Annotated in this window: 25 protein-coding genes and 1 riboswitch; of the genes, 15 read left to right on the top strand and 10 right to left on the bottom strand. The window is 41.1% G+C overall.

From position 1 onward, the window contains the following. Positions 1–3 precede the first annotated feature (3 nt). The 3 genes from metC to AC6CHU_RS19075 all read right to left on the bottom strand — a co-directional run bounded on the left by metC (position 4) and on the right by AC6CHU_RS19075 (position 2,838). Positions 4–1,188, bottom strand: coding sequence for a cystathionine beta-lyase (metC, locus tag AC6CHU_RS19085; protein WP_159868293.1), 1,185 nt, complete (start codon positions 1,186–1,188; stop codon positions 4–6). Next, positions 1,185–2,297 carry a methionine biosynthesis PLP-dependent protein gene (locus AC6CHU_RS19080; RefSeq protein WP_251283050.1) on the bottom strand — a complete coding sequence of 371 codons (1,113 nt, stop codon included), beginning with the start codon at positions 2,295–2,297 and terminating at the stop codon, positions 1,185–1,187. The genes metC and AC6CHU_RS19080 overlap by 4 nt, the downstream gene beginning before the upstream one ends. 76 nt (positions 2,298–2,373) lie before the next feature. Further along, positions 2,374–2,489: riboswitch (SAM riboswitch) on the bottom strand. Positions 2,490–2,658: 169 nt separating this feature from the next. Further along, positions 2,659–2,838 (bottom strand): H-type small acid-soluble spore protein, encoded by a 180-nt coding sequence (locus tag AC6CHU_RS19075; RefSeq protein ID WP_159868296.1) that lies wholly within the window; start codon positions 2,836–2,838, stop codon positions 2,659–2,661. A 157-nt stretch (positions 2,839–2,995) separates the two neighbouring features. On the opposite strand from AC6CHU_RS19075, the gene AC6CHU_RS19070 reads away from it, so the two are divergent. Further along, the gene (locus AC6CHU_RS19070; protein WP_159868299.1) at positions 2,996–3,235 is read left to right on the top strand and encodes a hypothetical protein; all 240 of its coding nucleotides are present in this window, start codon (positions 2,996–2,998) and stop codon (positions 3,233–3,235) included. Between the two features lie 839 nt (positions 3,236–4,074). Continuing rightward, the gene (sucA, locus tag AC6CHU_RS19065; protein ID WP_498122599.1) at positions 4,075–6,951 is read left to right on the top strand and encodes a 2-oxoglutarate dehydrogenase E1 component; all 2,877 of its coding nucleotides are present in this window, start codon (positions 4,075–4,077) and stop codon (positions 6,949–6,951) included. A gap of 2 nt (positions 6,952–6,953) precedes the next feature. On the opposite strand, the gene AC6CHU_RS19060 is transcribed toward sucA, so the two are convergent. Further along, complete coding sequence (locus AC6CHU_RS19060; RefSeq protein ID WP_159868305.1) at positions 6,954–7,106, bottom strand: hypothetical protein; 153 nt, start codon at positions 7,104–7,106, stop codon at positions 6,954–6,956. A gap of 66 nt (positions 7,107–7,172) precedes the next feature. Here AC6CHU_RS19060 and odhB point away from each other — a divergent pair, with 66 nt between their 5' ends. Then, positions 7,173–8,426: a 2-oxoglutarate dehydrogenase complex dihydrolipoyllysine-residue succinyltransferase gene (odhB, locus tag AC6CHU_RS19055; protein WP_159868308.1), complete on the top strand. Its 1,254-nt coding sequence runs from the start codon at positions 7,173–7,175 to the stop codon at positions 8,424–8,426. A 396-nt stretch (positions 8,427–8,822) separates the two neighbouring features. Here odhB and sda read toward each other — a convergent pair whose 3' ends face one another. Further along, positions 8,823–8,954, bottom strand: a complete 132-nt coding sequence (gene sda / locus AC6CHU_RS19050) for a sporulation histidine kinase inhibitor Sda (protein ID WP_035330849.1) — start codon at positions 8,952–8,954, stop codon at positions 8,823–8,825. 210 nt (positions 8,955–9,164) lie between these two features. On the opposite strand from sda, the gene AC6CHU_RS19045 reads away from it, so the two are divergent. The 7 genes from AC6CHU_RS19045 to AC6CHU_RS19015 all read left to right on the top strand — a co-directional run bounded on the left by AC6CHU_RS19045 (position 9,165) and on the right by AC6CHU_RS19015 (position 14,706). Further along, a complete protein-coding gene (locus tag AC6CHU_RS19045; RefSeq protein WP_159868311.1) occupies positions 9,165–9,959 on the top strand; it encodes a VOC family protein in 795 nt (264 codons plus the stop codon). Between the two features lie 211 nt (positions 9,960–10,170). Next, positions 10,171–11,823, top strand: coding sequence for an AMP-binding protein (locus AC6CHU_RS19040; RefSeq protein ID WP_498122598.1), 1,653 nt, complete (start codon positions 10,171–10,173; stop codon positions 11,821–11,823). Between the two features lie 158 nt (positions 11,824–11,981). After that, positions 11,982–12,137 carry a hypothetical protein gene (locus AC6CHU_RS19035; protein WP_498122597.1) on the top strand — a complete coding sequence of 52 codons (156 nt, stop codon included), beginning with the start codon at positions 11,982–11,984 and terminating at the stop codon, positions 12,135–12,137. Positions 12,138–12,699: 562 nt separating this feature from the next. Next, entirely contained in the window at positions 12,700–13,569 is an 870-nt protein-coding gene (locus AC6CHU_RS19030; protein ID WP_498122596.1) for a gamma-glutamylcyclotransferase family protein, read from the top strand. Positions 13,570–13,677: 108 nt separating this feature from the next. Beyond that, positions 13,678–14,124: a VOC family protein gene (locus AC6CHU_RS19025; RefSeq protein ID WP_159868323.1), complete on the top strand. Its 447-nt coding sequence runs from the start codon at positions 13,678–13,680 to the stop codon at positions 14,122–14,124. Between the two features lie 25 nt (positions 14,125–14,149). Then, on the top strand, positions 14,150–14,455 hold the full coding sequence (locus tag AC6CHU_RS19020) for a hypothetical protein (RefSeq protein WP_498122595.1): 306 nt from the start codon (positions 14,150–14,152) through the stop codon (positions 14,453–14,455). A 47-nt stretch (positions 14,456–14,502) separates the two neighbouring features. Next, positions 14,503–14,706 carry a DUF6501 family protein gene (locus tag AC6CHU_RS19015; RefSeq protein WP_159868329.1) on the top strand — a complete coding sequence of 68 codons (204 nt, stop codon included), beginning with the start codon at positions 14,503–14,505 and terminating at the stop codon, positions 14,704–14,706. 39 nt (positions 14,707–14,745) lie between these two features. Here the strand turns inward: AC6CHU_RS19015 and AC6CHU_RS19010 are convergent, their stop codons facing one another. Next, positions 14,746–15,300: a YhcN/YlaJ family sporulation lipoprotein gene (locus tag AC6CHU_RS19010; RefSeq protein ID WP_159868332.1), complete on the bottom strand. Its 555-nt coding sequence runs from the start codon at positions 15,298–15,300 to the stop codon at positions 14,746–14,748. A gap of 109 nt (positions 15,301–15,409) precedes the next feature. Then, positions 15,410–16,198, bottom strand: a complete 789-nt coding sequence (gene yidC / locus AC6CHU_RS19005) for a membrane protein insertase YidC (RefSeq protein WP_498122594.1) — start codon at positions 16,196–16,198, stop codon at positions 15,410–15,412. Between the two features lie 538 nt (positions 16,199–16,736). Between yidC and AC6CHU_RS19000 the strand changes: the two genes are divergently transcribed. Beyond that, positions 16,737–17,666, top strand: a complete 930-nt coding sequence (locus tag AC6CHU_RS19000; RefSeq protein WP_236566292.1) for a lysylphosphatidylglycerol synthase domain-containing protein — start codon at positions 16,737–16,739, stop codon at positions 17,664–17,666. Positions 17,667–17,692: 26 nt separating this feature from the next. Here the strand turns inward: AC6CHU_RS19000 and AC6CHU_RS18995 are convergent, their stop codons facing one another. After that, positions 17,693–18,757, bottom strand: a complete 1,065-nt coding sequence (locus AC6CHU_RS18995; RefSeq protein WP_498122593.1) for a glycoside hydrolase domain-containing protein — start codon at positions 18,755–18,757, stop codon at positions 17,693–17,695. Between the two features lie 389 nt (positions 18,758–19,146). On the opposite strand from AC6CHU_RS18995, the gene AC6CHU_RS18990 reads away from it, so the two are divergent. Continuing rightward, positions 19,147–20,604, top strand: coding sequence for a nicotinate phosphoribosyltransferase (locus AC6CHU_RS18990; RefSeq protein ID WP_498122592.1), 1,458 nt, complete (start codon positions 19,147–19,149; stop codon positions 20,602–20,604). A gap of 27 nt (positions 20,605–20,631) precedes the next feature. Then, a complete protein-coding gene (nadE, locus tag AC6CHU_RS18985; protein ID WP_498122591.1) occupies positions 20,632–21,453 on the top strand; it encodes an NAD(+) synthase in 822 nt (273 codons plus the stop codon). Between the two features lie 37 nt (positions 21,454–21,490). Here the strand turns inward: nadE and AC6CHU_RS18980 are convergent, their stop codons facing one another. Next, entirely contained in the window at positions 21,491–22,552 is a 1,062-nt protein-coding gene (locus AC6CHU_RS18980; protein ID WP_498122590.1) for a hypothetical protein, read from the bottom strand. A gap of 762 nt (positions 22,553–23,314) precedes the next feature. Between AC6CHU_RS18980 and safA the strand changes: the two genes are divergently transcribed. Then, entirely contained in the window at positions 23,315–23,941 is a 627-nt protein-coding gene (gene safA / locus AC6CHU_RS18975; RefSeq protein ID WP_159868353.1) for a SafA/ExsA family spore coat assembly protein, read from the top strand. 41 nt (positions 23,942–23,982) lie between these two features. Here safA and AC6CHU_RS18970 read toward each other — a convergent pair whose 3' ends face one another. Continuing rightward, positions 23,983–24,435, bottom strand: coding sequence for a cupredoxin domain-containing protein (locus tag AC6CHU_RS18970; protein ID WP_159868356.1), 453 nt, complete (start codon positions 24,433–24,435; stop codon positions 23,983–23,985). A 148-nt stretch (positions 24,436–24,583) separates the two neighbouring features. Here AC6CHU_RS18970 and AC6CHU_RS18965 point away from each other — a divergent pair, with 148 nt between their 5' ends. Next, entirely contained in the window at positions 24,584–26,068 is a 1,485-nt protein-coding gene (locus tag AC6CHU_RS18965; RefSeq protein ID WP_159868359.1) for a response regulator transcription factor, read from the top strand. The last annotated feature ends 114 nt before the right edge of the window (positions 26,069–26,182 follow it).

Genomic DNA, 26,182 nt, shown 5'->3' with positions numbered 1-26,182 from the left:
GTATCACCCCCGCTGTAAAATCGATTGTTTTGATTGTTCTGCAGCAGATAACGCTGCCTTGAAATCTTCTATAATATCATCTGCGCTCTCCAGTCCAACAGACAGACGGAGAAGACTGTCTGTAATTCCGCGCTGTTCTCTTTCAGGTGCAGGCATGGCTGCATGCGACATTTTGGCAGGGTAGGAGAGGATGGATTCAACTGCTCCCAGACTTACTGCAAAAACAGGAATTTTTGCATTTTCCACAAATGCTCTCATTGCCTGTTCATCTTCAAGTTCAAAAGAAAGAACAGCACCTGCATTCACAGCCTGTTTTTTCTGGATTTCATAGCCGGGATGCTCGGCAAAGCCCGGGTAATGAACTTTCTTTACTTCCGGATGATCATGAAGGAAACGGGCAATTTTCTCAGCTGATTTCACAGACTGGTCAAGCCTTACCTGGAGCGTTTTAATGCCTCTTAAGACAAGCCAGGCATCCTGAACACCCAGAACAGCTCCAAAGGAATTCTGGAGGAAGGAAAGTCTTGCTCCTAATTCCGGGTCTTTCACAACCGCCAGGCCTGCCACGACGTCGCTATGTCCGGATAAAAATTTGGTAGCGCTGTGAAGCACGATATCTGCACCTAAAGAGAGCGGTTTTTGCAGGGCAGGGGTCAGAAAGGTATTATCCACAAATGTCAGGGCTCCATGCTGCTTGGCAAGTTGGCTGATGGCCTGTATATCAGTTACTTTCAGCAGGGGATTGGAAGGAGTCTCAACATAGAAAACCTTTGTGTTGGGACGGATGGCTTCCTTCACTTCCTCCAGGTTTGTCATATCAACAAATGTGTGCTCAATGCCAAAACGGGACAGGACTTCGGTAGTCATGCGATAGGTCCCGCCATATACGTCTTCTGTTATGACAACATGATCTCCCTGTGATAAGAGGAGAAAAGCTGTAGAAATGGCAGCCATTCCTGAAGAGAAGGCAAATCCTCTGACTCCTTCTTCAAGCTCCGCAATGACCTCTTCAAGAGCTTCCCTTGTTGGATTCAGACTGCGGCTGTAATCATATTTTCCAAATACATCAATATCTTTTTGATGAAAGGTGGAGGCATGCTGGATCGGTACACTGACAGCTCCTGTTTCCGGATCGAATTTATGATTATTGTGAAGCAATTTCGTTTGGAATGTATAGTTTGAGCTCATCGCACTGCCTCCTTTACAACCTTTGCAAAAGCATGTTCTAGATCTGCCTTCAAATCTTCTGCATTTTCGATTCCAACCGAGAAACGCAGAAGCCTGTTACAGACACCTGTTTCCTTGCGGATTTCTTCAGGGATGTCCGCATGCGTCTGTGTTGCGGGATAGGTGATAAAACTCTCGACTCCGCCAAGGCTTTCAGCAAAGGAGATAAGGGAGAGGCTCTGCAGAAAAGGATTCACCCAGGATTCATCCTGTACCCGGAACGAAATCATGCCGCCTTTGCCTGGATATAGAACATCCGTAACGGATTCATGTCCTGATAAGAAAGCCGCCAGTTCCCTGGCATTTTTCTCATGCCGTTCCATGCGAAGAGAAAGTGTCTTCATGCCTCTGATTAAAAGCCATGAATCAAATGGGCTAAGGACTGCACCAGCAGCGTTATGGTTCATAGCAAGCTCCTCACATAGCTGCTTGCCTTTTGCGACAATTAACCCAGCAAGGACATCATTATGGCCGCCAAGGTATTTTGTAGCACTATGGATGACAATATCAGCTCCAAGCTTTAGCGGCTGCTGAAGAAGGGGGGTATAAAATGTGTTATCCACGATCAGGAGAACATTATGCCGTTTTGCGATGTCAGCTATCAGCCCAATATCTGTCTCTTCCATCAAGGGATTAGTTGGGGTTTCCAGAAATATAGCTTTTGTTTTTTCAGTGATAAGCTCTTCAACAACTTCAGGATTGCTGGTATTCACATATTTGCTTTCCAGTCCCCACTTTTTGAAGCCCTGTTCAAGCAAGCGGTAGGTACCACCGTATAGATCTTTGGATACAATCCATTCATCACCTGATTGAAAGAGTGAGAGAATAGTAAGTATAGCCGCCATTCCTGAACTGCAGGCATATCCTTGATCGCCTTTTTCCAAATCGGCGATTGCCTGTTCAAGCAGCTGGCGGGTCGGATTGCCTGTTCGGCTATAGTCGAAGCCAGTAGACTGGCCAATGCCTTCATGGCGGTAAGCGGTGGAAAAGTAAACAGGCGGATTGACTGCACCTGTTGCGGATTCGCTTCTGTTTCCAATTTGCGCTAATTTGGTGTCAATATTATACATGCTCATAAACACTCCTTCGTCATAATAAAAAAAAGCCTTCTATAAGAAGAAGACTTTTTAATGTGAACAGCCATTCTTCTTATCTTTCAAGTTTTTGAAAACTTGCAGGAATTAGCACCTTTTCAATCAAAAAAATGATTGAAGGTTGCTGAGGCGTCGTCGGGCCTTACCCTCGACCTCTCTGGATAAGAAATCAATTATTAAATTTTCTCTAAACTTTACTACAGTAAACCGTTAACAGTCAATACTTTTTTGAATATTTCATGTTATAAAAAATATTCAGCAAGAGTCCAGGGGGGGTAAGCAAAGTCCTGGACTAAAAAAACTTTCCTTAACAGATCGGAAAGTTTTTTTAGGCTATTCATTCTTCAATTAAATCGTTAACCGGCACATCCATTTCTTTTTCAGAATCTGCTTTAGTGTAAATGCGTGCTGTCTTAGTCTGCTCATCTACATGCTGAATGATGATCGGAACTCCATTTAAAGTAACATTGTGCATTTCAGCAGACTCAGCAATCTCTTTGGCTCTGCCAATGTTCATGGAAAAACCTCCTGAATTTGAATAACTTTAATGTGTCTAAAAAAGATACAAATTATTCTTTTTATCTGGCATAAACTGTTATAGGTAGATCGCTTTAAAGTTCAGAATATTTGTTTTATAATGGAACAAATGACATTTTTCTTGGAGGGAAGCTAATATGCGCGAACATAGCCACTGCCGCCACCGGTTTGCCGAATCCGAAGGTCCTGCAGTTTTCCAGACCCTGGATGGCATTGAAGTAAATGTTTCTGGTTCAATGTTTGAAAAATGTACAACTTGCGGCCATTTTGATTTTCCTGTGGAAACGAGAGAAGCAATTGAATCTTCCCTAAAAGAAAACAGAAAAAAAGCAAATGCAGCAAAACAAATTTACATTAACTTAGTTGAGACTTTTTAAGCCGGACGCCATGTCGGCTTTTTTATTTTGGCTTCAGTTAGTAATTGGTATTGAATGGCACTTGACCCTATAAAAAGCATTGGATTTCTTAGCGGGATGTCTTATAAGCTTATTCAATGTTCTGCAGGAAAAGAGGGAGCAGAAGACTCTGAAAGCAAAGCTTAAGGAGCTAAGATTCTTCCCACTTAAAGCAGATGGTTGCTTTTTAAATCAGCGTGGACTATTTTAAGGAAAGGCTGTTTTCTTAAAGTTTGTTGCTTTTGCATAACTTAGTATAATTTGCTGAGTTGATCTTCGCTGTGGGCACTTGATCCTTGAAAATGCTGACGCATTTCCTTCGTGCGTTGTTGATTCGAAGAAGCTTGTTCAATGTCCTGCGGTAGGAGAGGGAAGTGTGAGACCCCGGAGGCGCAGCCGAGGAGGCTCACTTTCCTCCCCGCGGAAAGCAAGTGACTGGAGTGGAAATCAACGGGCAGAATTCATAAACAAAAAACAACAATTTTTGAAAAAAGAGCCTAAACAAATAAATGAACTCCAAAAATCAAAAAGCCACCCGGTTATTTCATATTTATAAAGGTGTAACCTTTTACAAATTATTTTTTTAGAATAAGTAATTGCTAAAAAAATTTTTTAATAGTTTTCCACTATATTCATGTTTTTATCTTTGTACAAGTAGATTTTCCGTGTTAGAATAACTATGGAAACGTTTTATCCTCTGAAAAATATTATTATTCGTAAAAATGAATTGTTAATGCGTTCAAATGATGGGTATTGTATTTTTAGGAAGAAAAAACGTATTAAATTATTTACTTACAAAACAGTTATGGAGGTAATTTTCCATGAAAAAGCCAACGAATGGTGAGGGACCTTTTGAACAGGGATTTCATGGCCCGAACCTTGGCTACGTTATTGAGCTTTATGAAAGATATTTAGAGGATCCGTCGTCGATTGATCCTGAAATGAAAGAGTACTTTGAAAAAAACGGTTCCCCTCTTATGAGCGAAGAAACCGCACCACTGTCTTCATCAGCAAATCAGCAAATGAATGCCGGACAGATTGAAAAAACACTAGCTGCTATTCGCCTGGCTGATAATATTCGTACATATGGCCACTTGGCTGCCGATATTTATCCGCTGGGAAACAATAAATCAGAAACTGCTTTATTTGAATTAAGCAAATATGGCTTAACTGAAAATGACTTAAAAGAGATCCCTGCTGGTGTCATAACTAAAGATGCCACATATCCTTTACGCAACGGACTTGAAGCAATCGAATTCCTGAAGAGCGCTTATATGGGACCCATTGCTTTTGAATTCCAGCATATATTTGATGAAAACGAAAAAGACTGGCTTCGCCGCAAAATAGGCGCCAACAGCCACAAGCTGTCTATGCCAAAAGCGGAAAAGCTAAAAGTATTAAAAAGACTGACAGAAGTGGAGGAATTTGAAAAGTTTCTTCATAAAACTTTTGTCGGTCAGAAAAGATTCTCCATTGAGGGCCTTGATACAATGGTTCCGCTGCTGGATGAAATTGTTTCTGAATCCGTTTCTGACGGTGCGAAAACAATTAACATCGGCATGGCTCACCGAGGCAGGCTGAATGTTCTTGCCCATGTGCTTGGAAAGCCTTATGAAATGATTTTTGCGGAATTCCAGCATGCGCCAAATAAGGAACTGGTTCCTTCTGAAGGATCCATTGGAATCAATTACGGCTGGACAGGTGACGTTAAATACCATCTGGGTCTTGATAAACAAATCAAAGATGAGAATACAACCATAGCCAGACTGACATTAGCTAACAATCCAAGCCACCTTGAATTTGTAGGCTCCCTTGTTGAAGGATATACAAGAGCTTCACAGGACAACAGAACAAAGGCCGGTTACCCGGAGGTAGATCCAAAAGCTGCTTTATCCATTATTATTCATGGAGACGCAGCATTCCCAGGGCAGGGTATTGTAGCTGAAACACTTAATCTCGGACAGCTGACCGGGTATAACACAGGCGGTTCGATTCACATCATTGCCAATAATACAATCGGCTTCACTACAGAATCTCATGATTCACGCTCTACCAGATATGCAAGTGATCTGGCCAAGGGATATGAAATGCCAATTATGCATGTAAATGCTGACGAACCAGAAGCAGTCGTTGCAGCGGCAAGAATTGCTTGCGAGTATCGTGCTAAATTCCAGAAAGATATCCTGATCGATTTAATCGGATACCGCCGTTTTGGACACAACGAGATGGACGAGCCAATGACGACGAATCCGCTTATGTATAATATTGTACGCAAGAGACCAACCGTGAAAGCGCTGTATGCTGATAAGCTTCTAAATGAGAAGATCATCAGCAAAGAGGAAGCTGAAAGCGTTCAAAACGAAGTTCTGGAAAGAATGAAGGCTGCCTATGAAAAAGTGCCAAAAGAAAAGAAGCAGGCTGAGTTAACCGATCCTCCTGAAACTGTCGAAAAAGGCCTGCCAAAAATTAATACAGCAGTGCCAATTGATAAACTAAAGCAAATTAATGAAGAATTGTTAAAATGGCCGGAGGATTTCAAGGTATTTGATAAACTCGGCAAAATTCTGAAGCGCAGACTGGAAGCGCTTGAAGGGGACGGCAAGATTGACTGGGGCCTTGCAGAGACGCTGGCATTTGCAACCATTTTATCTGACGGTACACCTGTCAGACTGACTGGCCAGGATTCTGAGAGAGGAACATTTGCTCAAAGAAATGTTGTTCTGCATGATCATACAACCGGTAAAGCGTATTCACCTTTGCATAAACTTTCAACTGCTAAGGCTTCATTCGCTGTCCATAATAGTCCCTTATCTGAAGCGGCTGTTGTAGGCTTTGAATATGGATATAATGTTTTTGCTCCTGAAACGCTTGTTTTATGGGAAGCTCAATATGGTGACTTTGCCAATGCAGCGCAGGTAATGTTTGACCAGTTTATTGCTGCCGGCCGTGCCAAATGGGGACAGAAATCAGGTCTTGTCATGCTCCTTCCGCACGGATATGAAGGACAGGGACCTGAACACTCAAGTGCGCGTCTGGAACGATTCCTGACTCTTGCAGCTGAAAATAACTGGACTGTTGCTAATCTTTCTTCATCAGCTCAGTACTTCCATATTCTAAGAAGACAGGCTGCCATACTTGGCAAAGAGGAAGTTCGTCCGTTAGTGATCATGTCACCGAAGAGCCTGCTGCGCAATCCGACTGTGGCATCAAATGGACTGGAATTGAGCGAAGGAGAATTCCGATCCGTAATTGAACAGCCTGGATTAGGCCAAAATCATGAAAAAGTGAAACGCATAATTCTTGGAACAGGCAAGATCACAATTGATCTAGCTGAAAATCTGAAAAACTATCCGGAGCAGGACTGGTTCCATATTTTACGTGTAGAAGAAATCTATCCGTTCCCTATGGATCAGATTAAAGAAATTTTAACCCGTTATCCGAATGTGGAAGAAATGGTTTGGGTACAGGAAGAACCTAAGAATATGGGTGCATGGAATTTCATTGAACCTAGACTGAAAGAAATTGCAGGCAGTGATATCGAGGTCAGCTACATCGGCAGAAGACGCCGATCCAGCCCGGCAGAGGGTGACCCGACTGTTCATAAGAAAGAACAAGCACGCATAATTGATGAAACATTATCGAAGCTTAACGGGCAGATAGCTTCCCAAATTAATACTCAAACAATTGAATCGAAATAGAATTAGCGGGAATCAGCATCCCGTATGGGCCCGATTGGTGAGATAAAGTAAGACTTGCCAATGCCGAGCAGCAGCTTAGTTGAGCCAATCGGGTTTTTAGCTTTGATTAATCGAAGCGCTGGCAGAGATCTAGCGACACGAGAACGCGATGACAAACTGCGGGAAAAACCCCCGCTGATTGACTTTCACTTTGACATGCAAGCAAGAAGGAGGAAATTAAGGTGGCAGAAATCAAAGTTCCAGAATTGGCAGAATCCATTACAGAAGGTACGGTGGCACAATGGCTGAAACAGCCTGGCGACACAGTTACTAAAGGTGACTATGTTGTCGAACTTGAAACGGATAAAGTAAATGTTGAAATTATTTCTGAACACAGCGGAGTTTTACAGGAAATTAAAGCCCAGGAAGGCGACACAGTGAATGTTGGTGAAACCATCGCTGTCGTTAACGAAAGCGGACAAGCTGCACCTGCACCGGAAAAAGCGGAAGAAAAGCCTGAAGCGCCAAAGGCCGAAGAACCGAAGGCAGAGGAGCAGCCAGCAGAGCCAGCTGCTGAAGAAAAAACAGGTGGACAGCGTCCAATCGCCTCACCTGCAGCACGCAAGTTGGCAAGAGAAAAGGGCATTGACCTGAGCCAGGTTCCGACAGCAGATCCACTGGGCCGTATCAGAACTCAGGATGTAGAATCCTTCAATCCAAATCAGGCAAAACAGCAGGCTCCAGCACCAAAACCGGCAGCAGCATCCAAACCTGCTGAACAGTCTTCAGGCGGAAAAGAAGTGGAACGTATCAAAATGTCCCGCAGACGCCAGACTATCGCAAATCGCCTGGTAGAAGTTCAGCAAACGGCAGCCATGCTGACAACATTCAATGAAGTGGACATGACTAATGTTATGAACCTTCGCAAGAAGCGGAAAGATAAATTCTTTGAAGAAAATGATGTTAAGCTTGGCTTCATGTCATTTTTCACAAAAGCAGTCGTTGCAGCGCTTAAGAAAAATCCTTACTTAAATGCTGAAATTCAAGGCAATGAGATCGTACTGAAAAAATTCTATGACATTGGAATTGCCGTTTCAGCTCCTGAAGGTCTTGTCGTTCCGGTTGTCCGTGACGCAGACCGCAAGAACTTTGCTGAAATCGAAAAAGATATCATGGACCTTGCTGTTAAGGCAAGAGACAATAAGCTTGCCCTTTCAGATCTTCAGGGAGGAAGCTTTACCATCACAAATGGCGGTGTATTTGGCTCCATGATGTCAACGCCTATTCTGAATGGGCCTCAGGTTGGTATTCTTGGAATGCATTCCATCCAGCTGCGTCCGGTTGCAATCGATGCTGAAAGAATGGAAAACCGTCCAATGATGTATATCGCATTATCATATGACCACCGTATTGTTGATGGAAAAGAAGCAGTTACATTCCTGAAACGTGTTAAGGAACTGATTGAAGATCCGGAAAGCCTTCTATTCGAAGCATAAAATATTAAACCAGAGCGGAGTCACGCTCTGGTTTTTTTGTACAGATATCAATATATAGGGTGAAGCAGCATTAATATCAGCCGGCTAACTGCAGCGGACCAGTTTGTGGAAGACTTCGCTTTTTACTATGGAAAATTATTTGCATTAAGGAAACAAAGTACAGGTTATGAATAGTATATTAAAAAGCGGGTGATAAACTTGACAAGAAGGCAGATGAAAATACTGCAGTATAGTACGGTGCTGAAAAAATTAGGGGTGTTGAGTGAACAAGACTATGAAAATATAAAGAAAGCAAATAAACTTTCAGCATACATCCGAAGATAATAAAAAAAGCGGGAATAGCTCCCGCTCTACATATACACTAAGTATTTGGCAAACTAATATGGAATTTGAGATTTACTCTTTAAACGGTCTTAAACCCCGTTTTTGAATCTCCGTTTTTAATATCCTAATCCATTCCTTTTCAGACCCCGATTTCAATGCATCACGATACGAGACGACCAGCTGTTCATTACTCATAATTTTCATTATGCATACCTCCTGGTTAAATGGATTGAATATTCTATTTTTTATTATTGTAAAGCTTAATTAAGATTTTGTGAACCCCTTGTAAAGAAAAGATTTATTACATTCTGATGACATTTTTCTGCAAATTCTTTTCTTAACTGCTGAGAGTAGACTGTGTTTTCCCATAGAGGTAAAATTTATTATAACTTTGAACAAAGGGAGAAACTGCATATGAATCTGACGCTTGATCATATTGTGCATTTTATAAAGGGTGAGCCGGCTGCTGCTGCTGAAAAATGGAGGGATTATGGATATATGGCAATCCCCGGGGGAAGCCATGAAAACTGGGGGACTTATAATAGTCTTTTGTACATTGGTCATTCATACCTTGAGTTTTTATCAATTGAAAAGAATGATATTGCCTCAAGAACGGATAATCCGCTTATTAAACAGCTATTTGAAGAAATCCCGAATGGAGAAGGGATCGGCCAAATTTGTTTTCGAACCAATAATATTGAAAAGCTTCAGGCTGAATTAACGGAAAAGGGCATTGAGACGCTTCCAATCTTTGATGGAAGCAGAAAGAGAGGGGACGGAAGCATCCTTTCTTGGAAAATGCTCTTCATTAAGAAAAATCACGATTATAAATACCCTTTCTTCATTGACTGGGGCATGGAAGATGATAAACGATTTGAAGAACTGAGACAACTCGGTCTCATTGATGAGAAGCTTGGCAATAAAAAAATATCAGCCGTTTATATCGCTTCACATGACTGTGAAAAATCTGCATCAGGATGGCAGGACATCCTTCCTGCTTCCAAAGCTGATGTTTACATTAGCAGTGACGGAAAAGAAAAAAGAGCCTCCATTCTTATTGGTTCAGTAAATATGATATTTTGCCAGCCATTATCCGGGGTCGGAAGGACAAGCGAGGTCCTTTTAAAAAGGGGTGAAAAGCCCTTTGCTGTTCAATTAGCTCCAGGCCTTGGCAAGGAAATATCGCTATATAATGGGCTTTATTTTTAATACTGAGAGCGAAGTCTCTGCTTTAACCTGCTGCTCCTTAATGAAGGGCAGTTTTTTTGATTTCAGGTTATAAAAAATTATAAAATCTAACTATATGAAAATATTGAATATTCAGCAATATATGATAACATAAAATGAAAGCGTTTTATATCAGCATCTTAGAGGAATCTTTTGCAGAATGATTTTATCATATACCAAGGAGGATTTCTGGATGACGGAATTATTGAATCTAACAGTAGGGAAGCTCCTGGAGGAGAAAGCAGCCCTTCACCCTGATCATGAAGCAGTTGTTTATGCCGATCGCGGGCTCCGCATGAGTTATAAAGAATTTAATGACTATTGCAGACTCGCTGCCAAAGGGTTTATGAAGCTGGGCCTTGAAAAAGGGGAGCATATTGCCGCATGGTCAACAAACACGCCAGAATGGCTCACATGCCAGTTTTCAACAGGCAAAATGGGGGCTGTCCTTGTAACTGTAAATACAAATTATCAAGCTGCTGAACTGGAATATCTGTTGAAGCAATCCGACAGTACGACGATTGTTTTGATGGAAAAATTCAGAGACACCTCTTACATAGAAATGCTGTACAGTATCGTACCGGAACTGAGGGATTCCGAGCCTGGGCAGCTGAAAAGCAAAAGACTTCCTTTCTTAAAAAATGTTATTGTCATGGGGGAAAAACGCTTTCCGGGAACCTACAGCTGGGAAGATATTATCCGGATGGGTGAATCAGTTTCAGACATAGAACTTGATGAGCGGCTGGAAAGCCTGGACCCTGACGATGCCATAAATATGCAATATACATCAGGAACGACAGGATTCCCAAAAGGGGTAATGCTGACCCACAATAACATAGTTAACAATGGATATAATATCGCAAATTGTATGCGATTAACTACAGATGACCGCCTATGCATTCCTGTTCCATTCTTCCATTGCTTCGGCTGTGTGCTGGGAACGATGGCATGCATATCTGTTGGCGCCACCATTTTACCAGTGCAGGAATTCAGTCCTAAAGCTGTTCTGCAGACGGTCCAGGATGAAAAATGTACAGGCCTTCATGGAGTGCCGACAATGTTTATCGCAGAATTAAATGATCCTGATTTCAGCAAATATGATCTGTCCACTCTGCGGACGGGCATCATGGCCGGCTCCAATTGTCCTATTGAGGTTATGAAAGGTGTTATTGAAAAGATGGGAGCAAGTGAAATAACCATTGCCTATGGACAAACAGAGTCATCACCAGTCATTACCCAGACTCGGACAGATGATCCTATTGAGCTGAGAGTAGAGTCAGTCGGCAGGGCTTTGCCAAATGTGGAAGTGAAAATTGTAGCACCGGGCACCAATAACGAGGTTCCTTTTGGCGTACAGGGGGAATTGTGTACGAGGGGATACCATGTCATGAAGGGGTATTATAAAAATCCGGATGCTACCAAAGAAGCCATTGATGGGGATGGCTGGCTCCATACTGGGGATCTTGCTGTAATGGATGAAAACGGGTACTGTAAAATCACAGGCAGATTAAAAGATATGATCATCCGCGGCGGAGAAAATATCTATCCGCGTGAAATAGAAGAATTCCTTTATACACATCCGCAGATTTTGGATGTTCAGGTGGTTGGGGTACCAGATGCTGTGTATGGGGAAGAAGTGGTCGCCTGGGTAATCGCTAAAGAAGGATCTGACTTAACAGCAGAGGAACTTCGCAATTATTGCAAAGGGAAAATCTCTCGCCATAAAATCCCACGCTATATAGAATTTACAAAAGAATATCCAATGACAGCTTCAGGCAAAATCCAGAAGTTCAGATTGCGTGAACAAGCTAAAGAAGTTATTGAGAATGCTAATACATTAAAATAATAGCTGTATGTAACCTGCGGGGAATCCTCCCGCAGGTTTTTTGATTTCCATCTTCTTTCATTCAAAAGGCTCAAAATATCTCCTCCTCATAGCCAATGTGATAAAGCTTAAGGGAAACTAAAATGATATTAAAGATAGTCGAAAAGGAGAGAGAGTATATGTATGATGAAATGTATGTAACGGAAGTTTTATTAAAGGATAAACAGAGGGGATTGGATTCAATAACGCCACATCCTAAAAGCTCAAAAACTAAACCAATTTGCTGCAGGCTTCCGGTAATTAAAAAATTGGATGCCTGCCAATGCCAAGGATGACGGAGATGTTCTCCGTCTTTTTTTCGGCTTGTTCGCAGAGTTTGTTGCTTTCTGAGTTGATGTTCATTATCCAGGATGGAGGTGAGAACACGCCAGACACACAGCGCCAATGAGACTCACCGCCCCGCCCAGTACGCTTAGCAGCCTGGATGGAAATCAACGGGCAATATTGATAGACTAAAAAAAAATACGAAATAATACTTTTGGAAAGAATCTTCAGAAAAATGTTATTATAATAGAAAAAAGCTGTTTTCGTAATGTTTGATGCTATTTGTATTATATCTACAGAGCTGATTGGAGCGGAAGGTGCGAGATCCTCGAAAATGCATGCGCATTTTCTTCGTGCGGTGTGTACTCAAGGAAGCTTAATCAATGTCCTGCGGGAGTAGCGGGACAGGTGAGAACCCGCAGACGCGCAGCGTCGAGGAGGCTCGGGCGCCCGCTCCGCGGAAAGCTTGAGCCTCCCTTCGCTGCAATCAATAGACAACATTGATAAGTGAAAAAAAACATTTTTATACGGAAGCCTAGAAAAAAAAAGAGAATTTAGGGGGAATATGTGCAAATGAATTCACAAAAATTGTTTGTTTATGGAACCTTAAGAATGCATGAATCAAATCACTTTGTACTAAAAGGAAGTCCCTGCATTGCCGAGCAAGCATGGGTATACGGTGAATTATTTGATACTGGACTTGGCTATCCCTCCATGAAGCCATCTCTGGAACAAAAAGTGTATGGGGAGCTTTATGAAGTCCATTTGGATCATTTTTCCGATCTGGATGAATTGGAGGATTATATTCCTGGCAGAAAAGACAATTTGTACGATCGGGCAGAACAGACTGTCCATACGGATAAAGGAGAAGTAAATGCCCTTGTCTATATTTCGTCACGGGATGACCTGCTGGCTGAACCAATTCTTCACGGAGATTGGAAGCTTTACCGCCTAATGAAGGATAAACCGGAGAAGACCTATTATTTTGCTTATGGGTCCTGCATGGATGATGAACGGTTTTGCCTGGCAAAGGTAGATCACCATTTCAAAACGATTATCGGCGGTGGTGTGCTGGAAGGTTATTCAATGCAATACCTGTTCTCCAGGGATGATGGAGGAAGGGCAGACATTATAGAAAATGGCGGAGTCACGGAAGGGGTATTATATGAACTTCCCTATGAAGCTGTTGAATACCTGTTCCAAAGGGAAGGCTTTTACGGGCAATGGTACCGTCCTGCCTTTGTAAATGTCCGGGCAGGGGATAAATGGTACAAAGATGTCCTGACTTTCCATGTCTATAATAAAAAAGGGGAGCTGCCACCCCCAGACCATTACGCTTTTGAAATTCTCCGCGGCGCAAGAGGCAGAGTAAGTGATGAATATTACAAAAAGCTAGAACTGCAGCTGGAAAAACTGGGAGTTAAGATTTCGTTGGATGCATAATAGTGTAAGACTTAAGGATGAGCACAAGTTCATCCTTTTTTCTGTATGGCAGGGTTTTCATATTTAATACAATAAAGTCAGATTAAATATGAATGGGAGGACCTTACGATGCAGGGTGCAAAATTATATGAAGCACATCTCAACTCAGGAAATCTGGAAAGAAGCATCAAGTTTTATGAAAAAATCGGCTTTAAATTAGCGCATACAATTGGAGACAGAAAAGCAGCATTTTTCTTTCTTGGCGAAAACAAAGAGAACATGCTGGGGATCTGGGAAACTAAAAACACCCCAATAAGGAAAATTCATATTGCCTTTTCTGTTTCAGCTGAAAGGCTGCGGGAAGTTATTCCGTTTTTAACGGAAAAAGGCATCCTAGTCAGGGAAAGCTTTGGCCTATCACCGGAAGAACCGATAGTCCATACATGGATGCCGGCTGCCTCAGTCTACTTTTATGATCCGGACGGCCACTCATTAGAATATATCGCTGTATTGGAGGGGAAGGCAAAACCTTACTTAAATCCAATGCACCTGAGTAAATGGGAAAAAATAAGCTAAATCGTGCAAAACTGTATTTGGTGGTTTGAAACAGGCTAAGCGGGTGGTATATAACCTTTGCCATCATCTTAGAAAGAGGGTCATCAAAATGGAAATTTTAGCAGATAATGGCTTTTATGAAGTGGAATATGGTAATGACCATTATGATCATTTAGAATTTGTACGAATAGACCAAATCTGTGAAATTAACTATGTAACAATGAAAAACTCGCTAACTGGTGAAGTTTATACATTTGAGACAGATAAAATCAAGCAATATAGAAAAATAATGAAAATAATGCCAGCTGCTAACGATAATCCGGTTGCAGACAACCGCTCCTATTCATTATAATAAAAACTAAACATATAAGTAATGCAGACTTTGAAGGAGTGGCAACGGTGATTCATTTAAACTGGCAGGAACGTGAAACATTAAAAAAGGTAAAATGTGTGCACACAGATGCAGCGAAATACATTGTAAACCGGGCTTTAACAGCAGGGAATATTTATGATGTGAAAAATGAAACGGAAGAATTTTATTTCATAGTAGATAATTCAGGAAAAGTAAGCGGTTTTTATAAAGACTACTTCCAAGATGCTTAAGCACATAAAGAAAACGGCCTGTAATGGGCCGTTTTCTTTTTACCTTTGTGTCGGGAAGATTCGGCGGACAGTTTCTGTAAATTCATCAAAAAACCCTTCTACAGGCTGACCGGCCCGAATGTCCTCTGAATATCCTGCCATTCGGTCATAAAAGTCAGGATTAACAGAAACATATACATTATCAATATCCTGATCGACTGCTTTCACCTGATCAGAAATCTTCTTTTCAATATCCTTTGTCAATTCTCCATTTCCATCATTTAAGCGTGCGGCAACATAGCCATTATTGTCTGTCACGATAACATTCGCAGACTCGATCTCTGGTATAGCAGTAATTTTATCGGCAGCTTTATCAGCAACCTTCATTCTCGGAGAATCATTTTGATTATCATTGCCGGTCCGGGTACGGGTAAGATCAATTCCCGGTTCGGTTGTGCGTCCGTTTTCGCCATAGTTGCTGTCGTTCACCTTCGTCGGCTCTGTCAGGTCTCTGTTTCTCTGAGCAGTTTCATCCATATCCGTGTCATTCGTGGCACAGCCTCCAAGTAATACTGCTGACAGTGCGCCTGCGATTAGTAATTTACGCTTAATCATCCACTTACCTCCTTATCATTTTCACCCTTATCTTTCCAAGAAGAGGCACTGTTATTCACAATTATTTAAACAAAAAGGGAGCATGGCATTAAGCCCGCTCCCTGTGTATTTATGACTCTGACATAAACTGCACATTATCCGTTTTTTCTTTTGAATATAATCTCTTGCCAAGCCATGATTGAAAAACTAAGAAGATTCCACCTGCAGTCCAATATAGCGGCAAAGCTGCCGGGGCATTTAAAGAAACCAGCATAATCATTATTGGAGATAATAGACCCATGAATTTCATTTGCTTCGGTGATTGTGCAGTCATATTGCTTAGCGTAAACCGGTACTGAAGATAGTACACTATGCCTGCAATGATTGTGATCCAAATGTCTGAATGACCCAGATTAAACCAGAGAAATGAATGTGCCGCAATTTCCTGATTTCCTCTTATAGCATAATAGAACCCCATTAAAATGGGCATTTGGATAAGGATTGGCAGACATCCCGCTGCATTTAAAGGATTCACTCCATGCGACTGATACAAGCCGAACATTTCCTGCTGCAGCTTTTGCTTCTCCTCTGGTTTTTTCGCTGATTTCAGCTTTTGCTGTATTTTATCAAGTTCCGGTTTTAACATATCCATTTTTTCTTTCATAACGCTTTGATTTTTATATTGTTTAAGCATTAATGGCATTAATACCATTCTAATAATGATGGTAATAAAGATAATGGCCAAACCAAAATTGCCATGGAAGAAGACAGCTGTTCCATGTATAGCCAATGCAAACGGATTGACAAAATAATGATGGAAAAAGCTTGTTCCTTGTCCTCCTTGAGCCTGGCAGGCAGATAAGAATATTGGCAATATGGTGATCATGGCAACTGCCAGCAACAGTTTATATTTTCTCATTAAGAGCAAACCTCCCGCTATTTTTTCTTTAAAAAATAGGAGAAAGACCTTCCGGCTCATCACTTTGATCGCCTTTTTTCAGGATCAGTTTTGCCATCCACGACTGAATCGAATCGCATACTAAAGACCGGTTCATGCAAAACTTCGGAAGTTTTTCAAATTCCTTTTGCTCATTTCCAAAATATCCGGGATTATAGAATGCAGACTTAATTTTCCATATGATTAACAGTTTTGCAGCTAAACCAATGATATAGGTTAAATAAAGAGTATAGTCTGATGAAATAAAAGACGATTCAATTACTAATTCAAAGATGTAAGTTCACCTCTATTCACATAAATAAGTATAATTGAACGCTGTATTGTTAACAATCACAGATACCGAACTATTTATAAAAATCTTAATTCTTGTCCATTCTATTGTCACCAAATAGGAATATAATAGTAAAAAAGTATATATATTAAGCTTTTATATGATACACTCTATCAGGGAGATTAAATTATCTCTAGTTCTCTAAATGAATGGTGGGGTATTTTGTCCTTGTTCAAACAAAAAACAATGATTACGCTGGCCAAACTCCTTGTACCCTTATTCATTTTGCTGTTTGTTATGCTTGAAGCAAAAGGGATTTTCACTGATTTTAATTGGGCTCTCCTTGAGCTATATGTTGACCGGCTAACGGTGCGCAAAATATTTTTGATCCTTCTATTAGGGCTCGTTGCCCTTTTTCCAATGTATTTTTATGATGAAATATTGCAAAGGCTTTTCAGAATTAGAGTTCCTAAAAAAAAGCTTTTATTTTATTCACTATCTGCAAACGCATTCTCTAACTTTATCGGACTGGGAGGTGTGGCAGGAGCTACACTCAGGTCCTATTTTTATAAAGATTACCTGACAGGCAGTACACCCTATATAAAAGTAATTGCCAAGCTGTCACTGTTTTACCTAACAGGCTTGTCCATATTATCATGGGTCGTTTTATTTACCGATTTACATTTATACGATGACGTAAAACTAATAAAATTCGCAGTATGGGCTGTCGCTGCTTACACACCGCTGCTGCTTGGCGTCTACTTCTTTAAGCCGTCTTTTTGGAATACGAAGCACATCAAAAAGGGGTTTGCAGGGGAACTTCTGACGGTTTCATTGCTGGAGTGGCTATTTATTATCATATGTATCTGGGGAATCGCCAGAGCCCTGGAAGTATCGATTCCATTTTTGGTTTTATTCCCGATTGTCATCATCTCTGCTTGTGCTGGAATTGCAAGTATGATCCCCGGGGGAATAGGATCCTTTGACTTTGTATTTTTGATAGGGCTGGAATCTCAGGGAGTCCCATCAGAACTGGGTCTTCTAATTCTCATGTTCTACCGGCTCAGCTATTATATCGTTCCAGTGTTTATCGGCACGCCGTTTATCATGAATCAGTTTTGGAATAACGGGATGCTAAAGAACAGCTTTAAACTATAAAAGAGCCTAAAGGGGCTCTTTTTTATTTACCAAAGAATATCTAAAATGTCTTTGTTGAATAAGTTTGTATCAATATTGCATGCCTTTGCTTCAATTCCATACTGCCAGCCTGCAATAAGTGAGTTTTCCGGAGCTTCAGGTTTATACTCAGGTGCCTGTGTCTGGGCGGTGATTCCTTTATTCGGTGCAGCAGTCCATATGAGTGTATTTTCAAGAAGGGGAGAGTTTCCGGCTGCAGCCTGGTCGAAAGCTTTTCTCAAGTCCTTTTCCTTTTCAAAAACTCCATAAATGCCAGGCTCATAAGGTGATTCCGACATGGCTTGATACCAGCCTTTTATAAAAGAAGCGTCTACAGAATAATCAGGCTCGATATCCGCAAAAACTGCGACACCCTCAGGGATTCCCAGCTCCTTTGCCAATTGAACAGCTGCTTTTGCTTCACTCTGTCCATTTTCAAGCCCTGTGGCATCATTAAATCGATTCCATATCACAAGTAATTTAATATCATTCTCCTTCAGCAGTTCAGCCTCTTCAGGTGTAATACCTGCTGATACGCCTTCTTTTTCACCTAAATAACGTCCCCATACTTTAGGAGATCCAAAGTTTTCACGAACACAAGAAAGCAAGTCGCTTGTAGTGAGACTTGCGGAGTCTACACCCCAAACGACTTCATCATCTCCAGACTGGCCGTTTCGGTCATTTTCCTTACTCTTTTCGCTGCTGCTGGTTTCCTTTTCATTTCCTTTTTGACTGGAGTCCTGATTTTTATCAGCCTTATTTTTTATCGTATTTGTTACATTAACATCCACATTGACTTCAATATCATTCGTCACATTATTATCGATTTGGCTATCTTCGCCATTATTTAAATCGTTGTCGATTGAGTTATTAATATTAGCTTTATTGCCTTTGATATTATTTTTTACTTCATTCGAAATATCACTGTCATGGCTTTTGCTTTGGACATCCGGAATGGTTTCTGATTTTTGCGTCTTTGCATCCTTTGAATCCATTAGCGAAAAAGCAAAGAGAGAAATCATTACGGCAAAAAATGCGGTCACAACGAAAGGCAACAGGCCCCGTCTTTCCATATCTCACAGCCCTCCTTGTCAATTCATGACATCTTATGCGGAGGGCGGAGGGATGGTGATTGGCATCAAAAGGGGAGTGTTGAATGGTATCTTATTTTAATATAACACTGAAGTAGGTGACCCTCGGGAAATAATTCTTGAGTGTTATAACAGGATAATATCAGTAGTTCTATAAAACGAACGGCGATTGGAGAATGTGTAAAAAAGTCCTGAATGGGTAAATATCCGTATATATTCAGGCTGAAAAATTTGCTTAAGGCTATGAACTTCACTACTATTAAAATAATAGGCAAATTTTTCAGCCATTTAAGTTGAGAAATGTGTGAATAGGGGATATTAAATAGTAAAAGGAAATTTTTCAGGATGTTTTGTCACAGGAGGTTGCGATTATGCACACGGAATTTGCAGATGATAGCATAGCTTTACATACTGATTTGTACCAGATAAATATGGCTCAGACTTATTGGGAAGACAAGATACATAATCGAAAAGCGGTCTTTGAAGTTTATTTTAGGAAGCTCCCTTTTGGGAATGGATATGGTGTTTTTGCGGGCCTCGAACGGGTAATCGAGTATATTGAGAATTTCAGATTCACCGAAAGTGACCTGCTGTACTTAAAAAACGAGATGCATTATGCTGATGATTTCCTTGATTATCTGAAAAACATGACTTTTTCAGGAACCCTTAAATCAATGGAAGAAGGAGAGCTTGTCTTCGGCAATGAGCCAATTATGCGTGTAGAAGCTCCGCTGGCAGAAGCTCAGATCATTGAAACAGCACTATTAAATATAATAAATTACCAAACTTTGATCGCCACAAAAGCCACACGAATAAAAGAAGTCATTGGCGATGGGACAGCAATGGAATTTGGCTCCAGAAGGGCTCAGGAAATGGACGCTGCCATCTGGGGAACAAGAGCAGCATACATTGGCGGCTTTGATGCCACATCAAACGTAAGAGCGGGCAAAAAATTTGGGATTCCAGCTGCAGGAACCCATGCCCATTCTTTTGTACAGGCATATAAGGACGAGTATACTGCTTTTATGAAATACGCCCAGACACATAAAGACTGTGTTTTTCTCGTCGATACGTATGACACGCTCAAATCCGGAGTACCGAACGCCATTAAAGTGGCACAGGAAATGGGAGATCAAATTAACTTTAAAGGCATAAGACTGGATAGCGGGGACTTGGCATATTTGTCCAAAGAAGCAAGAAAAATGCTGGATGCTGCAGGTTTCCCTGATACTAAGATCATCGCATCGAATGATTTAGATGAATACACCATCATTAACCTTAAAGCACAAGGAGCGAAAATTGATATTTGGGGCATAGGTACGAAATTGATCACGGCTTATGAGCAGCCTGCATTAGGAGCTGTTTATAAACTCGTCTCAATAGAAGATGAGGACGGCAAGATGGCTGATACAATAAAAATCAGCGGAAATCCGGAAAAAGTGACCACCCCCGGCCTGAAGAGAGTGTATCGGATTATCAATAAAGACAACCACAAATCAGAGGGAGACTATATTGCACTCGATCATGAGAATCCTCAAGCAGAGCCAAGGCTTAAGATGTTCCATCCGGTTCATACGTTTGTAAGCAAATTTGTTACAAATTTCGAAGCGAGAGAACTGCATAAAGTGATTTTTCAGGAAGGGAAGCTTATCTATAAAGTTCCATCCTTAAAAGAGATGCAGAATTTTGCTAAAGAAAATCTTAATGTCTTATGGGATGAGTACCGCCGTTCTCTAAATCCGGAGGAATACCCGGTCGACCTGAGCCAGGAGTGCTGGGATAATAAAATGAACATGATCAGCCAGGTAAAACAAAATATAAAGAACTGAAGCTTTAAGAAGAGGGAGGAACCTGCAATGAACAGACAAAAAGAAATTATGGAAGCTTTAAATGTAAATCCAGTGATCAACCCAAAAGAAGAAATCCAAAAAAGAATCCAATTTTTAAAAGATTACCTTGTCAAAACGAATGCCAAAGGTTATGTACTAGGCATAAGCGGAGGGCAGGATTCCACTCTTGCTGGAAGACTTGCGCAGCTTGCCGTTGAAGAGCTGCGAAATGAAGGCAAAGAGGCAACTTTCATGGCAGTCCGCCTGCCCTATGGTGTACAGCAGGACGAAGAGGATGCACAGGTGGCGCTCTCTTTTATCCAGGCTGACCGTGAAGTTGTATTTAACATTAAAAATGCAGTTGATGAGGTAAAAACTGAATATGATCGCATATTACCGGAAGAACCGTTAAAGGACTATCACAAAGGCAATGTAAAAGCCCGCATGAGAATGATCGCCCAATATGCAATCGGCGGCCAATACGGCTTGCTGGTCATCGGAACAGATCATGCAGCAGAAGCAGTGACAGGATTCTATACAAAATATGGCGATGGCGGAGCAGATGTCCTGCCATTGGCAGGCCTGACTAAAAGACAGGGAAAGGCTCTTCTAAAAGAGCTTGGGGCAGAAGAAAGACTTTACTTAAAAGTGCCAACTGCCGATCTTCTCGACCAGAAGCCCGGACAGGCTGATGAAACGGAACTGGGTATTTCATATGATGAATTGGATGACTACCTCGAAGGCAAAACAGTAAGCCCGGAAGCCGCAGAAAAAATTGAAAAACGTTACATCGTTTCCGAACATAAGCGCCAGATGCCTGCATCCATGCACGATAACTGGTGGAAATAAGCCTATGCAAAAAGGAAAATCCTCAGGGATTTTCCTTTTACTTTTGAGCTAATTTGTTTGAAACTTCCTGAAAAAATTTCTCAGGTTCATCCACATTTAAAACAATGCGGCTTGCCTTTCTTTTTATTCCGTACATCAGCTCATATTCTGCCGGCCCCTTCAGCACAATCTCGAACAATGGCTTTTCCTGAATAAGATCTGGAGCTCTGGCATCAAATATCTCATTCATTTCTTGTCTGCTAAACTTTTCAGGACCATCATAATAGCTGATTTCTTTAATATCTTCCAATGGAAGATACATGCTTTTTGAGAACCCTGTCTGGAGCAGCAAATGAGAATCAGAAAGTACGAATGGGGTTAAGCGGGTGGCGTTTATCTCTGCCAAAAAGTACAAAATGCCATAAATATTAGCCAGTAAGATGAGATAAGCCACAATGGCATTCCACGAATGCAGCCAATAATGAAGTCCGATGGATTCAATGGCTATCGCATGGATCAGCATAATGTACACAGCATTTACACTTGTTTTTTGATGATAGGTGAAACAATCTCCATTCTTTATAGACAGCTTCTTTTTCCATGAAAACAAGGCGTATTTAAACATCACGAGCTCAGTGATTAATACAGTTCCCAACCTATTATTTGGAAAATGCGATTCGGCTGCCTTCTTAACATTAAAGAGGAATAGAGAATTTATACCGTTTAGCCTCCGGTATTCTTTTAATAGTACAGGCAGCTTGGTAAGTATCTTATAGGCAATAAACAGCTCCAGTCCAATAAAAAGCGCTTCGGAAACAACAATTACATATGGCAGAAAGGCAAACTGCGAAAAATGACTGGAAGGGATAATAAAATAAGCAGCTGCGTATCCTGCTAAAATAACTGCCCCTACATACTTAAGCGAATACCTTTTGCGAAGGATAAGGAAATACGTCAACAGCGGGACAACAACCAGCAAATCAAACAGGGAGCCAACCGCCGCTCCGTCCGGCACCGGACCAAAGAGCGTGGTCCTGTACAGAATGTAGTTGGAAAATAGAATCATAGATAAAAGGACACCAAACACTAGCCACTTTGGCCTTTTCAAAGCATTTGTCATAATTATCCACCTCGGTTTAATTATAGCTTAAATGAGGGTGGAGTGATATGGAAATCAGGTTGAATTAATGCCTGCTTCTGACTCCAAATGAAGCGAGGCGCCGTTTTATGCCTTAACATTGGGCAACTTCGGACACTGAATGCAGCAGGTCGCTGTTTTGTGTCAGAACCTCGGGCCACTTTGGACACAAAATGACTCAGAGCGCCGTTTTGTGTCAGAACCCTAGGTAACTTCTGACACAAAATGCCTCGGGGCCCCGTTTTGTGTCAGAACCTCGGGCTACTTTGGACACAAAATGACTCAGGGCCCCGTTTTGTGTCTGAACCTCGGGCCACTTTGGACACAAAATGACTCAGAGCGCCGTTTTGTGTCAGAACCCTAGGTAACTTCTGACACAAAATGACTCGTAGCCCCGTTTTGTGTCTGAACATTGGGCAACTTCGGACTCTAAATGCGGCAGATTGCTAGTTTGTGTTTGAACCTCGGCACACTTTTAACTCAAAATGAAGCAAATCGCAGATTTGTGTCAGAACCCAGTCCAACATAAGACTCTACGAGTACCAGTTTGCGGCTTCACGTCAGAACCAAAGCCATCTTAATACTCAAACATACACCTCTTTACGGTATTGTGTATAACCGCACACACGTTAAACCGATTCACTGGAATTGTTTTCGCATCAAAAACATACACTATGAAATTCTTACATTCCGCCCCAACAATTACCTGTTTAATAGAACAGGAGTTTCTGATTAAATATAAATATGAAAACACTATCAAAACTTTCATTCATTTTAATGTTGTCTGTCGCACTTGTCTTTGGATTCAATTTCGATGCAAAAGCATCAACAGTACATACGGTTCAGTCAGGGGATACGATGTGGAAGATTGCCATGAAGTATCAGGTTGGGGTTCCTGAAATCATCAATGCCAATGGGCAGATTTCAAATCCGAACTTCATCTATCCAGGGCAAAAGGTGAATATCCCTACTCTTTCAAAAGCCACAACAGGTGTTGAAGAGCAGGTGGTTCAGCTTGTTAACCAGGAAAGAGCAAAGTACGGATTAAAGCCGCTTAAATCAAATTGGGAGCTTGCGAGAGTAGCAAGATACAAATCTCAGGATATGATTAATAAGAGATATTTTGATCATAACTCTCCTACATACGGAAGCCCGTTTGATATGATGAGGAGCTTTGGAATTACATACAGAACTGCTGGAGAAAACATTGCTGCAGGTCAAAAAACACCTCAGGAAGTTGTAACGGCATGGATGAACAGCGAAGGTCACCGCAAGAACATCCTTTCCGCCAATTTCACAGAAATCGGTGTGGGATATGCACAGGGCGGAAGTTATGGCCACTATTGGACACAGATGTTTATAGGGAGGTAAATAATAAAGCACCGGAAGAATATCCGGTGCTTTTTTGTGCATTAATCTACCACAATATAAGCAATCATAGGCCCGCTATTATCCTTATCCGGATGAGTAAGGCAAATCAGCCGGTATATACCTTTTTTATCAAATTGAAGTGGGACTACTGTTTCCTCAGCTTTCTTTACAACACCCTTGATATCAGTTCCTTCGATAATATAAGGGTGCTCCATTCCATTGACTCCCCAAATTTTCAGGTTTACCTTTTCACCTTTCTTGAGAAAAATGGTTCCCGGATCCCAGCGGTAGGCTTCAATTTCCTTTCCATCAGGTAGCTTGGCTTTAAATTCTCCTGTCACCATATGAATTTCCCGGACTTTTTCAGTTTCATTCTGGTTGAATACCGTCATACTGTCAGACTTTGAAAAATACCATACAGATGCAGAAACAATGACTGAAAATATGATGACAAATGCAATGATGCTTCGTTTCTTTAATACAAGAAAAGGCATGCTCATGCTCCTTCCAAAAATAGTTGTCCATATATAGATATGCAGGAAGGGCATCATAACTTGTCTACTATTTGAAGGATTTTTCCGATTTATTCTTTACAGCTGCTGAAATATTATTTCATAATAGATTAAAAAAGGATGTGGCAGCATGTACAAAGTACTTGTGGCCAATCGGGATGAGTATGATACAAAGGGTATAGAGTGGCTGTTGAAATCTTCAATGAACGCATGGGAATTGGAGTCTGCCGAAGATGAAGCAGGGCTTATTAAAAAGCTCGAAACGTTTCAGCCCGATCTGCTGATTTTTGAACTTGATCTGATAAAGGAAGATGGTTATAGCTCTTTCTTAAAAACGATTCAAATTATAGGGCCTGATCTTATTGCACTAACAATGGAAGCGACCTTTTCACAGGCAAAGAGAGCTATTGACATGGGTGTAGCAGATTTAATACTTAAGCCCATTTCAGCGGATATTTTATTAAAATCTGCAAGAAACATTTATAGGCGTCAAATGATGAAAAGTGCAGCTGCTGTAAATAACTCCACCATAGTTACGGAAAAAACCTTTAATTATCAGGATATATTTTTAGAATCACCGGAACCGGAAGAGCCTTTTCTGTCAATAGGAATAAAAACGGAGAATATATTCGAGCTTCCAAAGTTATATGATTTCCTGGAAAGCTATGCTTTCCATAAACAGGTCGATTATTTTATTTTAAGTGACATGGTACTGATCATTGCTGAAAACTCGGGCGTATCCTGGAAAGAGGAGAGCGTCAGATTTATGAGGAATTGGCAGGAAACCTCTGCAGAACCAATTGCCATCAGCATTTATACAGCTCAGGAAGGGCCGAATACGCTCAAAAGCCATTATGATGCGAATCGAAAACTGATGGAGTTAACTTTTTTCAGAGGGTTCAATCAGGTAATTGAGGAAGCCGCTATACCTAAATGGCTATCGATAGATCCGTTCTTAACTCCCGAGGAACAGAGCAGCTGGATTGATTTCCTGAATCAGGCTGATCTGGAAACGATCAAATCATGGTTTTCCAAAGAGTTTCTTATTTTGGAAGATCCGTACCCGGAACCAGGCCTTATCAGAATACGGCTGACCAGTATTCTCGCACAGATCCGCAGGCATATGAAGACATTTCGGCTTGCCGACGGAGAAATGGAGGAAGAATACCTTCGTTTATTCCAGACGATCCTGTATTCACCATTGATTTACCGGATTATTAACGAAATGATCAGCTTCATTTCTTATATTTTTGAAAGTATTCGATCTGATAAGAAGCTGAAGATGGATCTATCTGACAGAGTCCAATTTTTTATAGAGACAAATTACTGGGATTCTTCAGTCACCCTTGAAAGGGCAGCTGAATACGCAGATCGAAACCCCAATTATATTAGCTCAATACTTGCAAAAAAATGCGGCAAGTCATTTCGGGAGCTTCTCAATGAAACCCGAATCAGGCAATCTGCCAAGCTGCTGTTGGAATCAGAAATGAGTATAAAAGAAATCTCAGCCGTCTGCGGTTTTCGAAATCAGCAATATTTCAATAAAGTGTTCAGTAAAATTAAAGGTATGCCGCCTAATCAATTTAGGAAAAGCCTGCATAAGACCTCCTTGTAAAGGGAGGTTATTATTTTTGTATTAATTTATAAAAACACCAATATAAGTATAAAAAATATTAAAATCAACTGCCAAAATCTTATATTTTTATAAAAAATCAAACCTAATTATCCT

Source organism: Cytobacillus sp. GQ23 (assembly GCF_059758675.1).
Note: the sequence above shows the minus strand (reverse complement) of the source record. Positions and strands in the feature narration are given on the sequence as shown.

Coding starts and splice junctions, on each gene's coding strand:
- AC6CHU_RS18970 (WP_159868356.1), bottom strand. CDS start 24,435: ATGCCTTTTCTTGTATTAAAGAAACGAAGCATCATTGCATTTGTCATC.
- AC6CHU_RS18995 (WP_498122593.1), bottom strand. CDS start 18,757: ATGGAAAGACGGGGCCTGTTGCCTTTCGTTGTGACCGCATTTTTTGCC.
- AC6CHU_RS19010 (WP_159868332.1), bottom strand. CDS start 15,300: ATGATTAAGCGTAAATTACTAATCGCAGGCGCACTGTCAGCAGTATTA.
- safA (WP_159868353.1), top strand. CDS start 23,315: ATGAAAACACTATCAAAACTTTCATTCATTTTAATGTTGTCTGTCGCA.
- yidC (WP_498122594.1), bottom strand. CDS start 16,198: ATGAGAAAATATAAACTGTTGCTGGCAGTTGCCATGATCACCATATTG.
- AC6CHU_RS19045 (WP_159868311.1), top strand. CDS start 9,165: ATGAATCTGACGCTTGATCATATTGTGCATTTTATAAAGGGTGAGCCG.
- AC6CHU_RS19070 (WP_159868299.1), top strand. CDS start 2,996: ATGCGCGAACATAGCCACTGCCGCCACCGGTTTGCCGAATCCGAAGGT.
- AC6CHU_RS19080 (WP_251283050.1), bottom strand. CDS start 2,297: ATGTATAATATTGACACCAAATTAGCGCAAATTGGAAACAGAAGCGAA.
- AC6CHU_RS18965 (WP_159868359.1), top strand. CDS start 24,584: ATGTACAAAGTACTTGTGGCCAATCGGGATGAGTATGATACAAAGGGT.
- AC6CHU_RS18980 (WP_498122590.1), bottom strand. CDS start 22,552: ATGACAAATGCTTTGAAAAGGCCAAAGTGGCTAGTGTTTGGTGTCCTT.
- AC6CHU_RS18990 (WP_498122592.1), top strand. CDS start 19,147: ATGCACACGGAATTTGCAGATGATAGCATAGCTTTACATACTGATTTG.
- AC6CHU_RS19075 (WP_159868296.1), bottom strand. CDS start 2,838: ATGAACATTGGCAGAGCCAAAGAGATTGCTGAGTCTGCTGAAATGCAC.
- AC6CHU_RS19025 (WP_159868323.1), top strand. CDS start 13,678: ATGCAGGGTGCAAAATTATATGAAGCACATCTCAACTCAGGAAATCTG.
- AC6CHU_RS19040 (WP_498122598.1), top strand. CDS start 10,171: ATGACGGAATTATTGAATCTAACAGTAGGGAAGCTCCTGGAGGAGAAA.
- nadE (WP_498122591.1), top strand. CDS start 20,632: ATGAACAGACAAAAAGAAATTATGGAAGCTTTAAATGTAAATCCAGTG.
- metC (WP_159868293.1), bottom strand. CDS start 1,188: ATGAGCTCAAACTATACATTCCAAACGAAATTGCTTCACAATAATCAT.
- AC6CHU_RS19030 (WP_498122596.1), top strand. CDS start 12,700: ATGAATTCACAAAAATTGTTTGTTTATGGAACCTTAAGAATGCATGAA.
- AC6CHU_RS19035 (WP_498122597.1), top strand. CDS start 11,982: ATGTATGATGAAATGTATGTAACGGAAGTTTTATTAAAGGATAAACAG.
- sucA (WP_498122599.1), top strand. CDS start 4,075: ATGAAAAAGCCAACGAATGGTGAGGGACCTTTTGAACAGGGATTTCAT.
- sda (WP_035330849.1), bottom strand. CDS start 8,954: ATGAAAATTATGAGTAATGAACAGCTGGTCGTCTCGTATCGTGATGCA.